Origin of the sequence: Moritella sp. (genome assembly GCF_013215705.1) — a bacterium.
In the GTDB taxonomy this organism is placed as follows: Bacteria; Pseudomonadota; Gammaproteobacteria; order Enterobacterales; family Moritellaceae; genus Moritella.
The window spans coordinates 80,926-93,331 of the sequence record NZ_JABSQR010000015.1 but is presented as its reverse complement, the minus strand read 5'-3'; the positions used below and the strand labels follow the sequence as shown (position 1 = coordinate 93,331).

Genomic DNA, 12,406 nt, shown 5'->3' with positions numbered 1-12,406 from the left:
AAAAAAGGCCGTTGCGATCTAAGATAGCAACGGCCTTTTGTTATTCATTGACCAGCAATGGTTATTTTACAGCAGCACCCTTCATGTAATTGAAGAAATCACTATCTGGAGAGATTACTAATACATCAGACTTATTACTAAAACTCTTAGTATAAGCTTCTAGACTACGTAAGAAGCCATAAAACTCGACATCTTTATTGTACGTATCAGCATAAATCTTCGCTGCGTCTGCATCACCTTCACCACGTTTTTGACGTGCTTGACGGTTGGCATCAGCAAGCATTACGGTTACTTTCGCATCCACTTCTGCTTTTAAAATCTCAGCTTGTTCATAACCTTGCGAACGATGTTCTTTCGCTACAGCATGACGCTCTGCACTCATACGTTGGAAGATAGAGTTACTTACTTCCTTCGGTAGATTGATCTGTTTGATTCGTACATCTTCAACCAGGATACCCAGCTCAGATGAACGTGCCATACGTTTCAATGCCGTTTCCATTACTTCGCCACGTTGGCCAGAAACGATATCTTTAATTGTACGATTACCAATTTCATTACGTAGTCCATTGGTAATTTTACGTTGTAATAAAGACTCTGCTTGTAGGAAGTTACCGCCATTGGTTGCGAGGTAAAATTTCTCAAAGTCTGCAATACGCCATTTCACGTAAGAATCGATAATTAAATCTTTCTTTTCAGAAGTAACAAAACGATCAGCATTACCATCAAGCGTTTGTAAGCGCGAGCTTAATACGCGAATTGAATCGATAAAAGGTACTTTAAAATTCAGACCCGGAAGATAAATCTTCGCTTCCTCACCTGATTTAAGTACTTTACCAAAACGCACTACTAGCGCACGTTCACCTTCGTTTATCACAAAGAAAGACGAAAAACCAAGTAATAGCACAAGTACTAAAATAACTGCTTTTAATTGATTCATAGTTTAGTTTCTCCCTGTGTTAAAACGATCAGGACGAACATTACTACTATTCGTATCTGGATACTGATAACGATTATTTGATTTCGCTGGTTGTTGCGGTGCTTGAACTGTGTTTGCCGAACGAGTCGGTTTACTATCCGCATTAGCGCTCATGATCTTATCTAATGGTAGATATAGCATGTTGCCAGTACCTTTAGTATCAACCACAATTTTCGTTGTATTTGAATAAACCGTTTCCATTGTTTCTAAGTATAAACGTTGACGCGTAACTTCCGGTGCAAGTTGGTATTGTGGCAGTAAGCTATTAAAACGTGCTACTTCACCTTGTGCTTTTAACACAATTTGCTGTTGGTAAGCTTGTGCTTCTTGTTCAATACGTTTCACTTGACCACGTGCTGTCGGTTCAATTGCACGCGCATAAGCTTCGGCTTCACGGATATAACGCTGTTCATCTTCTTGTGCCGCAATCGCATCATCGAATGCATCTTTAACTGCTTCCGGTGGGCGTGCAGACAAGAAGTTGACATCAACAAGTTCAATACCCATGTGATATTCATTAATGATAGCTTCAATGTTGTCACGGGTACTTTGACGTACAACTTCACGACCTGTTGTGATCACATCATCCATTGTCGTATGACCGATAACGAAACGTAATGCACTGTCAATCGCTTGATGTAAGCTATCATCCGGATTCGTTACGCTAAATAGATATTCACGCGGATTAATAACGCGATATTGAATATCCATTTTCACGTCAACTACGTTTTCATCTCTAGTTAACATCGAACCTGAAGCTGGCATAGAGCGAATGCTCCTAACGTCAACAGGGATCACACGATCAACAAACGTCGGTAACCAAGATAAACCCGGTTCAACTGTTTGTGAATACTGACCAAAACGTAATACCACGCCACGTTCAGCTTCTTTGATAGTATAGAAACCACTGACCACCCAGATCACGGCAAGTACACCAAGCACCAGAGATACACCAACTTTATTAAAGTTAGCACCACCTGTAAACTTACCGCCTTTACCGCCACCAAACTTGCTGGTTAGCTTCTTAAATATTTCGTCAAGATCAGGGGGTCCCTGCTCTTTACCTTTTTGTCCCCAAGGGTCGCGATCTTTATTACCGCCATTTCCGGGCTCATTCCAAGCCATTTGCATCTCCATTACCAGATAGTTTCGGGAAAATATTAATTATATCAGCCTAATGCTGAAGGATAAAATCTTCAATGTTATTACATTTGTGTTTTTTCAAACGCTGCCAGTCAATCATAGTCATTCTAATGTCGAGTAGCCAGTCACCATTTTCAGCAAATGCTTCATGCTCAATACAATCGAGATTATACAGATGACTGACAACATGACCCTGCATTACCGGTAGCTGTAACTTGACCACTTGCATGGTACTGGCCAGTAACTCCGTTAATGCTTGATATAAAAACGCTGTACCTTCGCCTGACATTGCCGATAGCCATACATTAACAGGCTTACCTTCGTCATCATAATCAATACGACAACGACCATCATCAAGCTTATCAACTTTGTTATATACCATTAAAACAGGTACTTCACCCGCATCAATTTCGGTTAATACCGAATTTACTTCGATGATATTACCGCGCATGTTTTCATCTGCACAATCAATTACATGTAAAAGTAGATCCGCTTCTCGCGTTTCCGTCAATGTGGCTTTAAAAGCAGCGACTAAATCATGCGGTAAGTGACGAATAAAGCCAACAGTATCCGCTAACACCACTTCACCAACATCGGCAACCGTAATACGCCGTAATGTTGGATCTAACGTCGCAAACAATTGATCCGCGGCATACACTTTAGCATCAGTGAGACGATTAAACAGCGTCGACTTACCCGCATTGGTATAACCGACTAACGAAATCGTCGGTATTTCACGACGTTTACGTGAACGACGACCTTGGTCACGTTTGGTAACAACTTTGTCTAAACGACGTAAAATACTGTCCATACGCACGCGCAATAAACGACGATCAGTTTCCAGTTGAGTTTCACCTGGACCACGCATGCCGATACCGCCTTTCTGGCGTTCTAAATGCGTCCAACCACGAATTAATCGAGTCGACATATGGCGAAGTTGCGCTAATTCAACTTGTAACTTACCTTCATGGGTACGAGCACGTTGCGAAAATATATCTAAAATCAGGCCTGTCCGGTCAACAACACGACATTCCAGTAACGCTTCTAAGTTACGTTCTTGGCGTGGCGCTAAGGCATGGTTAAAGATAACAATATCTGCTTGATAAAGCTTTACTGCTTCAGCAATTTCTTCTGCTTTACCTGTACCAACAAAATATTTAGGATGGGGTCTTGAACGCGAACCTGTTACCACAGATAACGCATTGACACCGGCAGAGGAAACCAGCATTTCTAATTCATGCAGATCTTCTCGGTTGCCTTCATCACTAAAATTAACATGCACTAATATGGCACGTTCACCTGCTTCATGACGATCAAACAACTTCACGACTCCCTATGAGTATATGACTCACAAGATTTTTTATGTTAAATTTCAAAAATTTATTTATCGCTTTCACCGTCAGGTTGAAGGCCATGTTGTAACGGACGCGCCGGTACCACAGTTGAAATGGCATGTTTATATACCATTTGGCTGACGGTATTTTTTAGTAAGATAACGAATTGGTCAAATGACTCAATTTGGCCTTGTAACTTAATGCCGTTAACTAAATAAATTGCAACTGGAATCCGTTCGCGACGTAATGCATTCAAAAACGGGTCCTGCAGTGATTGTCCCTTAGCCATCAATAGTTTCCTTTTAAAATTAGATTTTTATTATAATGAAAATATAACCGATAATTATCAGTATACTACTTAAAAATAGGCACTAGCCAACTGATAATAAAACTTTTTCTAAATTGTTATCTGCTTTGGAGTCTAACCACGTTAGATCGTTCCAACTTTTTAACCACGTCATTTGACGCTTTGCTAATTGTCTTGTTGCTACCACACCACGAAATACCATCTCATCATGATCCATTTTACCATCAAGGTATTCCCACATCTGGCGATAACCGACACAACGCATCGATGGTAAATCAAGGTGCAGGTCATCACGTTGATATAAGGCTTGCACTTCAGCTTCAAATCCTGCCTCTATCATCAACTTAAAACGACGTTCGATACGCTCATGTAATACAGCTTTATCGGTTGGCGCAATGGCAAATTGTGCTACGTCATAAGGCAATGCTTCACCTTTTTGTTGGGTTAATTCAGTTAATGATTTACCCGTTAGCCGATAAACTTCAATCGCTCGGCAAACACGCTGAGCATCATTCTTATGTAAACGCGCTGCGGACTCAGGATCATACAAAGACAATTCTTGATGTAATGATTCCCAACCACGCAGTTTTGCTTCCGCTTCAATGGCCTGTCTAATTTCAGGCACGGATGTCGGTACCGGCGATAGACCTTCCAGTAATACTTTAAAATAAAGCATAGTGCCGCCAACAAGTAGCGGTATTTTTCCTGCTTCTGTGATCGCTTGCATATGTTTTAATGCATCTTCACGAAAATCAGCCGCTGAATAGCTCATGGCAGGATCAATAATATCAATCAAACGGTGTGGCGCTTGTGCTAACTCTGCCGCCGTTGGTTTCGCACTGCCAATATTCATGTCTTTATAAATCAATGCCGAATCAACACTGATAATTTCACACGGCAGCTGTTTTGTTAACTCAATAGCAAGATCAGTTTTACCTGACGCCGTTGGCCCCATTAAAAAGATAGCTTTTGGTAATGGTTTAGTTTGCTGTTGAGTCACAGTTAAATCTCTCTATTACAGACATATAGTCCAGTTTCTCAAATAGTTTAGAACGATATTGCTGTTGTACACAGCTATCTTGTTCGATAAATTGGCTATATATTTGAGTCGCTTGTTCCCAAGTAAATTTGGTCAATCCATGACTACCTTGTATTGCAAGCCAATGACACAAGGGGGCAACATCTGAGGCAGTCGCCTGTTCGGATAGATGAACTATCTGTTGCAATAACTCTGGTAACACAGCAGATAAATTCGCTTGGCGTAATTGTGCTGGCACCTTTCTAACGATAATGGTGGCGGCATTACTATAATTCAACTCTAAACCCAATCGATTAAGCAAATTTTTCTGATTTTTTGCTGTTTCGACAAAATTTTTGTCTAGTTTAATTGATATTGGCAATAACAGCGGCTGGGATATAACCCCTTGTTCCCATGTTGCCAGTAATTGCATTTTACAATTCACCTGCCACATTGCCAGTACATCAGCGAGCAACAGTGCATCATCATCTTGCACTAATAAATAATTATCTCTGACTAAACTGAGTAATTTAACGCGCGCAGTATGTTGCTCGTTCGACTGACTATTCGACCCAACTTGACGCCCTTGATTAACACTGGTGGTCGTAGTGTTCCGCGCGACTTGCTGAAATTCAGTTATTTCAGCCTTGCTGGGCTGTAACAAGTGATGGTATTGCTTGATAGCACCTGCTGAGGGCTTATCAGGCATATATTGACGCTGCTGAGCATAACTCGACGACGTTGCACTTGTACTCCCCTGGCGCTTATCTGTAACGCCATAACCATGCTTATTTTGCATCGGCATAACATCGCCATATGCAGCTGTACTTATGCTTGTACTTACATTGTAGTCCGTGCTATCAGCAATCCCCGCAGGCGCCATACCATGCTCAGCAGTCTGCTCGTTGACGCTGGCATTGGCATGACTGGTGATAGGCGCTTGGCCAGGATAACTAATCGCTTCCTGAACAGGCAACTCTGCCGCAGGCATTGATGGGCTAATACCTTCAGTAATCGCTTTAAATACACCTTGAAAAATAAAGTCATGCACCAGACGCGCTTGATGAAAACGCACTTCATGTTTAGCCGGATGCACATTCACATCAACTTCACGAACCGACACTTCAATAAACAATACGTACGCAGGCGGCGCAGCGATACCAGTCGCTTCTTCATAAGCTTGACGTAATGCATGATTGATCAGCTTATCTCGCATCATACGGCCATTAACGTAGCTGTATTGCACATCCATTGGCGCGTTATCATGTGGTAAACCGATCCAGCCCCACAGTTTTATATCACTGTGTTCGCAGTCCAACGCCATGCAATTTGCCATAAAATTGGTGCTAGTAATACTGGCGACACGGCGCTCTTGTTGCTCGACAGTGCCCGCGGGTCGATAACTGCGGATCACTTTACCGTTATGCTTTAAAGTGACCTGTAAATCAAAGCGACTTAACGCAATACGTTTCACCAATTCATCAATATGATTAAATTCGGTTTTATCGGTACGCAAAAACTTACGTCGTGCGGGCGTATTAAAAAATAAATCAACAACTTCAACTGTGGTACCAATCGGATGTGCGGCAGGTTTTATCTTCACCTGCATATCTCGCCCTTCGGCATAGGCTTGCCATGCTTCGGTTTGTGCTTTAGTGCGAGAGGTAAATGTAAGCCGAGACACCGAACTGATACTCGCTAATGCTTCACCACGAAAACCTAAGCTATCAATCGCTTCCAGATCATCCAAGGTAGCAAGCTTACTGGTGGCATGGCGGCTTAATGCCAGACCCAGTTGGTCTTTCTCCACACCGCTACCGTTATCACGAATACGGATCAGCTTGGCGCCACCCTTCTCAATATCAATATCAATACGCGTAGCGCCCGCATCGATACTGTTTTCAATCAGTTCTTTAACTACCGATGAAGGGCGTTCTACCACCTCACCAGCCGCAATTTGGTTCGCTAATCGAGGTGGTAATATTTTAATTGTCATGACACACCTAACTCGTTGGTATTTTCAATTTTTGGCCAATATACACGGTATTCTTAGTTAAATTATTTAACTGTTTGATACGTGTAACCGATGTACCATAACTGTTAGCAATGACCGACAATGAGTCACCTTTTTTAACTACGTGAATACTATTGCGCATATACGCCAAATACGTATCTTTTGGCGGTGAGTTACGGAAATACAAGTAACTCCCTTGGGCAATGGCGTTAGCAATCTTACGCTGGTGACTGCGCGAAGTTAACTTTTTACCTTCTCGGTAATTGGTAACAAAACCTGCTTCAACCAGCAAAGAAGGGATATCCAGTGACTTTAATACCGCCAAGCTTTGCTCGTACGGCTTAGATTTATGCATATGTGTTACTTTGGCTAATTCATTATGGATCAATGACGCGATGTTATAACCCGCACCTTGTGAATATTGCCGACCAAGATCGAGGAACATATATTGCAAATCATCCGTACCATCACTGTTTTTAATTGCATCACCCACACCACCTAACAGTCCATTGACATTGTCGTTACGCAGATTTTTGTTGAATTCATAGTTCGCCCGACCTTGTGACAAGATCAGCGTTGACGCACCCGATGGTTGTGATGAGGTAAAACCGTCGGCATGCACAGACACTAACAATTCAGCTTTATACTTACGCGCAATCGCAGAGCGTTCATTCAGTGAGATATAACGGTCATCGGTACGGATCAACACCGCTTTAATGCCTTTTTTCTGATTTAAAATAGCGACCGTTTTTTTAGCAATCGCTAAGTTAATGTCTTTTTCAACAAACTTTTTGAAACCGATGGAACCCGGATCTTTACCACCATGCCCGGCATCAATGGCGATCACAACATCCCTTTGAGGATGCTTAATCTGCGCCTTTTTCGTGGTTTTTTTAACGGCTACAGGGTTCTTTTTCTTTATAACTGTTTTTAACGATTTTATCGGTTTGACAGGTAAATCAATCACTAACCTGTTTTTTGTAGTTTTACTACCCGCTAATTCAAAAAATCGATAGTTAATTGGTTGAGCAAGATGAAAAATAATCCGTAAATCGCTCGATTTAGTGGATTTAACTTGTTCAACACGGGTAATGTTACTGCTTAACCTTGCGAGCTTACTCACATAAGCCTTATTACGTGTACCTGCAAAATCCACCACAATCTGGGTCTTTTTGTGACGGTCGTAAAGGTTGAATAACGGTTTTTTCGCCAGATCAAAAACAATCCTTGTTTTATCCGCATGCTCAACAATGCGTATCGCATTCACCGTATTGGCAGCATAACTTAATGGCATAAAGCACAAGTACATTATGCTTAATAGTAAAATCCGTTTAAACATTGTTATCCTACATTTATCTTAGCTAATTTATTGACCATTATTTCCCCTAATTCACTAATGCCTTTCACCACAACTTCACGTTGTTCTCCGACATAAGTAAGGGTAACTTGTAAATCTTCAACAGGTAAAAATCCTTCACCACGCTGTGGCCATTCAACTAAACACAGGCAATTATCGGTAAAATAGTCACGAATCCCCATAAATTCTAATTCTTCTGGATCAGCCAGACGGTAAAGGTCAAAATGATAGACATTCCAATCGGCTAATTCATACGGTTCAACTAATGTATAAGTTGGGCTTTTCACATTCCCTTGATGACCCAGTGCTTGTACAAAACCACGGGTGAGTGTCGTTTTACCCGCGCCCAAATCACCGTGTAAAAAAATAGTAGTAGCACTATCGCATAAACGCGAAAGGCTTGCACCAAAAGCAACGGTTTCTGATTCGTCTGCTAAGAAAACTTTTACTGTATTTGTCATCTAATTTAACTACCTTAAACATTAAAATAAAACGCTATATTGAGTTCTGTTAACCATTCACTTATAAAATTGAACAGGTATGTCGATTCTACAAATTGTCGAGCCCAAAGAAAACCACAATATGATAAACTTTACCTCAATTTACTCATAGACAGATAATAAACCATGCCTCCGATAGACTATCAACAACTTACACAGAAAATTAAAGTCTGGGGGGCGGAACTTGGTTTCCAACAAGTCGGTATTACCGATACAGACTTATCGACCTACGAACCACATTTCCAAACCTGGTTAGATAATGGTTACCATGCCGATATGGATTATATGTCGCGTTACGGCACCATGCGAACTCACCCGGAAGAACTTTATCCAGGCACGATCCGCGTTATTTCAGTACGCATGGATTATCTACCACCCGATGCATTAATGGCGACCACCTTAAAACAGAAAGACAAAGGTTATATCAGCCGTTATGCCCTAGGGCGTGATTACCATAAAATCATCCGCAAACGCCTTAAACACTTAGGCGAAAAAATCAGTGAGCATTGTGAAACGCTCGATGCCCGGCCGTTTGTTGATACCGGCCCTTTACTCGAGCGCCCGTTAGCCGAAAAAGCCGGATTAGGCTGGACAGGTAAACACTCACTCATTTTAAACAAAGAAGCGGGTTCCTGGTTTTTTCTTGGTGAAATATTAATAAACCTACCACTACCTGTTGATAAACCAATTGAAAATCAATGTGGAAAATGTACAGCGTGTTTACAGATTTGTCCAACACAAGCCATTGTTGAACCCTACAGTGTTGATGCTAATCGCTGTATTTCTTATCTGACTATTGAGCTATTTGGCGCTATTCCAGAAGAGTTTCGACCTTTAATCGGTAATCGCATCTACGGTTGTGATGATTGCCAGTTGATCTGTCCGTGGAACCGTTTTGCAGCGCTTACCGATGAACAAGACTTTCACCCGCGCTCAAATTTGCATTCGCCCGATCTATTAGCACTGTACGCATGGGAAGAAACTTATTTCTTAAAACAGACAGAAGGCTCGCCGATCCGTCGTATTGGTCATGAACGTTGGTTGCGGAATATTTCCGTGGCACTGGGTAATGCAGCTTATTCAGCAGAAATTGTCGAAGCGTTAGAAACTAAATTTGTTGAAACAACAGAAATGGTACAAGAGCATATTACCTGGGCGCTACAACAGCAACAGGCAAAAGCAGACAACATCATTCCAGTATTACAAATCGATAAAACCAAAGATAAGTTAATCCGCATGATTGAAAAAGCACTGCCACGTGATGCCTAACACAGCTGTTATACCCACGTTACTTCAAGATGCTATATCAGAGACGAGGTAAATAACAAAAAGCGCACAAAGGACAAGTCTCTGCGCGCGTTAACATAGCTATGCATTAACGATTATTTATCAGTATCCGTTTTGGTTGTAACAACGTCAGCAGTCGTGTTTTTTTCCAGCTGCTCAGCTTCCCATTTTTTTGCTTTATGGATCAAGCCAGTAATACTTGAGCCTTGTACCAAAATTGAGAACACCACCACTGAGTAAGTCATCACCAAAATAATTTCTCGAACATCAATGTTCTTTTCTGGAATAATAAATACCCCTGCCGGAATTGCTAACGCCATCGCCAGCGCTAAACCGCCACGTAATCCCCCCCAAGTCAGGATCTTCACAGACCATGGGTTGTAACTGCGGAAACGGTTAAAGAAGAGATAAGAGAATTTCACACTTAAATAACGTGCAACCAGTACCAATGGAATAGCAAATACCATCAAGATCCAATCTTCTTTGTGGAAGCTAAACAACAACATAGCCATACCGATCAGCAAGAATAGAATACCATTTAAGAATTCATCGACTAATTCCCAAAAGTGATCCAAGTGGTACTCACTTTCTGGCGAGAAGCCTTTTTGACGCGTCCAGTTACCAATCATAATACCGGCGACCACCATGGCTAACGGGCCTGATACATGGATCACGTCAGCAAATACATAACCCGCGGTTGGGATGGCAATAGTCAGTAATAATTCCATTGAGTGGTCATTGGTCGAACTGATTAAATAATGGAATACTAAACCAAGTACAAGCCCATAGATGATGCCACCAATCGCTTCCTGCACGAATAGTTGGGCTACACCGCTCACGGTTGGCGCGTCACTGCCAAATGCCACCGAAAATAGAGTCATGAAGATCACTAAACCAAAACCATCATTAAATAATGACTCACCTTCGATTTGCGTAGAGATACGCTGTGGGGCGTCCAGGTTCTTAACAATCGCCAGTACAGCAATCGGATCCGTGGGTGAAATAAGCGAACCAAAGAGTAGACAGTAAATGAAGTCTAATGGAATACCGACTAGCTGACAAAAACCCCATAACACCCACCCAATAAAGGCAGTTGAGAATAAGGTGGCAACCAGCGCCAAGACCGTGATTTCCCACTTTTGGTCTTTCATGTGTGCCAATTTAATGCCTAAGCCACCGGCAAACAAGAGGAAACCCAGGATGCCTTTTAATAAAAAGCTTTCGAAATTGATATTATTTAATTGCTCTGTAGCAATTGCCTCTAAATGAAACCAGCCACTTTGACCTGCAATCACAATACCTAAAGACAGTATTATTGATCCCGCTGTTATCGCAACTGTAGTTTGCATTTTGCCAATTTTGCTATTAATAAATGCAATAAAAATGGCAATTGCAGCGAGAAAACATAAGGTACTGTACACCGACATGCTACACCTCTGATGGAAGTAAATTTGATTAGATTAACTGAAGATTATTTTAACGAGCTACACAATGTTCTTGTTAAGGTTAAAAATCAAGTTCTTTCAGCAATATGGTGAGTAACCAATAACGAATAGAATTCCAAGTCTAAATTAGTACCTATAATTATATAGTTAACGTCTCGGTGTTCATATTGAACTAAGCACGTCAACGTCGTTTCGGTATAAAATAATAAAAGCTTAACGTTTTTTAGGTACCCAGGCCCAGATAAATTCAGCATTAATGGGCTCATTGCCTTCACTGTCCGTGATCACGACAGGTACCGATATATCCCCTTTTTCAGTATCACGAATATGCTTGATCTGCTCGTCACTTAATGTGGCAACCGCAGTTAAATTCCCCGCAGCACGGCGAACATAATCAATATTCATATTTTTTAATAATGGAATACGGTTGTCGGGTACATGCATACCAATTAAAAAACCCGTCGCAGACTCGCCAAGTAACGCCATTGCAGCGGCATGGATACCACCAATATGATTTTGCACACGCTTACGGTTTTTTAAACTAAGTTTAGAACCAGAAAAATCTAATTTTTCGACACGTATTTTTGACGTACCAGCAAATTTAATGACTTTGCCAAATACCAACGACAATGCAGAGGCATGCCAGGATTTTGGAAGTAGCGTTACTTTCTTAACGATTTTACTGAGTTTATTTTCGGCTTTCATATCAATCCTTGAAGTTATATTAGTTTCCAAAACAAATACTTAGCTTAATGTAGGTAGCAAGCAGTAAGCAACTAACAACTAACAACTATAACATTGATTAAATAAGTATAATTGGTCTAAATGACATGAGCGTAAAATTAGCGGTGGTAGATTTGTAGATTCTAAAATAATAGGAGTAGTAAATAAAGAGAAATAGTAACAGAGGATTATAAAGGAAGCTTTTTATTTTCAAAAACATTAAATTTGGAGCGGTACAAGAGGCTCGAACTCTTGACCTCAACCTTGGCAAGGTTGCGCTCTACCAACTGAGCTAGTACCGC

Annotated in this window: 11 protein-coding genes and 1 tRNA gene; 1 reads left to right on the top strand and 11 read right to left on the bottom strand. The window is 41.2% G+C overall.

The window, feature by feature from the left end:
• Nucleotides 1–61: 61 nt before the first annotated feature.
• The 8 genes from hflC to tsaE form a co-directional block, all read right to left on the bottom strand.
• Entirely contained in the window at nt 62–937 is an 876-nt protein-coding gene (gene hflC / locus HRT96_RS11730) for a protease modulator HflC (protein ID WP_293129315.1), read from the bottom strand.
• 3 nt (nt 938–940) lie between these two features.
• The gene (gene hflK / locus HRT96_RS11725) at nt 941–2,101 is read right to left on the bottom strand and encodes an FtsH protease activity modulator HflK (protein WP_293156615.1); all 1,161 of its coding nucleotides are present in this window, start codon (nt 2,099–2,101) and stop codon (nt 941–943) included.
• 49 nt (nt 2,102–2,150) lie between these two features.
• The gene (hflX, locus tag HRT96_RS11720) at nt 2,151–3,440 is read right to left on the bottom strand and encodes a ribosome rescue GTPase HflX (protein ID WP_293156612.1); all 1,290 of its coding nucleotides are present in this window, start codon (nt 3,438–3,440) and stop codon (nt 2,151–2,153) included.
• Nucleotides 3,441–3,499: 59 nt separating this feature from the next.
• Nucleotides 3,500–3,742, bottom strand: coding sequence for an RNA chaperone Hfq (gene hfq / locus HRT96_RS11715; RefSeq protein ID WP_006032513.1), 243 nt, complete (start codon nt 3,740–3,742; stop codon nt 3,500–3,502).
• An 82-nt stretch (nt 3,743–3,824) separates the two neighbouring features.
• Entirely contained in the window at nt 3,825–4,760 is a 936-nt protein-coding gene (miaA, locus tag HRT96_RS11710) for a tRNA (adenosine(37)-N6)-dimethylallyltransferase MiaA (RefSeq protein ID WP_293156609.1), read from the bottom strand.
• Nucleotides 4,741–6,774 carry a DNA mismatch repair endonuclease MutL gene (mutL, locus tag HRT96_RS11705; protein WP_293156606.1) on the bottom strand — a complete coding sequence of 678 codons (2,034 nt, stop codon included), beginning with the start codon at nt 6,772–6,774 and terminating at the stop codon, nt 4,741–4,743. Before mutL ends, miaA begins: the two co-directional genes overlap by 20 nt.
• 7 nt (nt 6,775–6,781) lie before the next feature.
• Nucleotides 6,782–8,131 carry an N-acetylmuramoyl-L-alanine amidase gene (locus HRT96_RS11700; protein WP_293156603.1) on the bottom strand — a complete coding sequence of 450 codons (1,350 nt, stop codon included), beginning with the start codon at nt 8,129–8,131 and terminating at the stop codon, nt 6,782–6,784.
• Nucleotides 8,132–8,133: 2 nt separating this feature from the next.
• Nucleotides 8,134–8,610, bottom strand: coding sequence for a tRNA (adenosine(37)-N6)-threonylcarbamoyltransferase complex ATPase subunit type 1 TsaE (tsaE, locus tag HRT96_RS11695; protein ID WP_293156600.1), 477 nt, complete (start codon nt 8,608–8,610; stop codon nt 8,134–8,136).
• A gap of 165 nt (nt 8,611–8,775) precedes the next feature.
• On the opposite strand from tsaE, the gene queG reads away from it, so the two are divergent.
• Nucleotides 8,776–9,918, top strand: a complete 1,143-nt coding sequence (queG, locus tag HRT96_RS11690) for a tRNA epoxyqueuosine(34) reductase QueG (protein WP_293156597.1) — start codon at nt 8,776–8,778, stop codon at nt 9,916–9,918.
• 113 nt (nt 9,919–10,031) lie between these two features.
• On the opposite strand, the gene HRT96_RS11685 is transcribed toward queG, so the two are convergent.
• The 3 genes from HRT96_RS11685 to HRT96_RS11675 form a co-directional block, all read right to left on the bottom strand.
• Nucleotides 10,032–11,363: a sodium:proton antiporter gene (locus HRT96_RS11685; protein WP_293156594.1), complete on the bottom strand. Its 1,332-nt coding sequence runs from the start codon at nt 11,361–11,363 to the stop codon at nt 10,032–10,034.
• Nucleotides 11,364–11,594: 231 nt separating this feature from the next.
• A complete protein-coding gene (locus HRT96_RS11680) occupies nt 11,595–12,086 on the bottom strand; it encodes a DUF4442 domain-containing protein (RefSeq protein ID WP_293156591.1) in 492 nt (163 codons plus the stop codon).
• A gap of 244 nt (nt 12,087–12,330) precedes the next feature.
• Nucleotides 12,331–12,406, bottom strand: a tRNA-Gly gene (locus tag HRT96_RS11675).

Excerpts from the sequence above, each read along its gene's own strand:
- tsaE (WP_293156600.1), bottom strand. The coding sequence starts at position 8,610 with ATGACAAATACAGTAAAAGTTTTCTTAGCAGACGAATCAGAAACCGTT.
- hflK (WP_293156615.1), bottom strand. The coding sequence starts at position 2,101 with ATGGCTTGGAATGAGCCCGGAAATGGCGGTAATAAAGATCGCGACCCT.
- HRT96_RS11700 (WP_293156603.1), bottom strand. The coding sequence starts at position 8,131 with ATGTTTAAACGGATTTTACTATTAAGCATAATGTACTTGTGCTTTATG.
- hflC (WP_293129315.1), bottom strand. The coding sequence starts at position 937 with ATGAATCAATTAAAAGCAGTTATTTTAGTACTTGTGCTATTACTTGGT.
- HRT96_RS11680 (WP_293156591.1), bottom strand. The coding sequence starts at position 12,086 with ATGAAAGCCGAAAATAAACTCAGTAAAATCGTTAAGAAAGTAACGCTA.
- HRT96_RS11685 (WP_293156594.1), bottom strand. The coding sequence starts at position 11,363 with ATGTCGGTGTACAGTACCTTATGTTTTCTCGCTGCAATTGCCATTTTT.
- hfq (WP_006032513.1), bottom strand. The coding sequence starts at position 3,742 with ATGGCTAAGGGACAATCACTGCAGGACCCGTTTTTGAATGCATTACGT.
- mutL (WP_293156606.1), bottom strand. The coding sequence starts at position 6,774 with ATGACAATTAAAATATTACCACCTCGATTAGCGAACCAAATTGCGGCT.
- queG (WP_293156597.1), top strand. The coding sequence starts at position 8,776 with ATGCCTCCGATAGACTATCAACAACTTACACAGAAAATTAAAGTCTGG.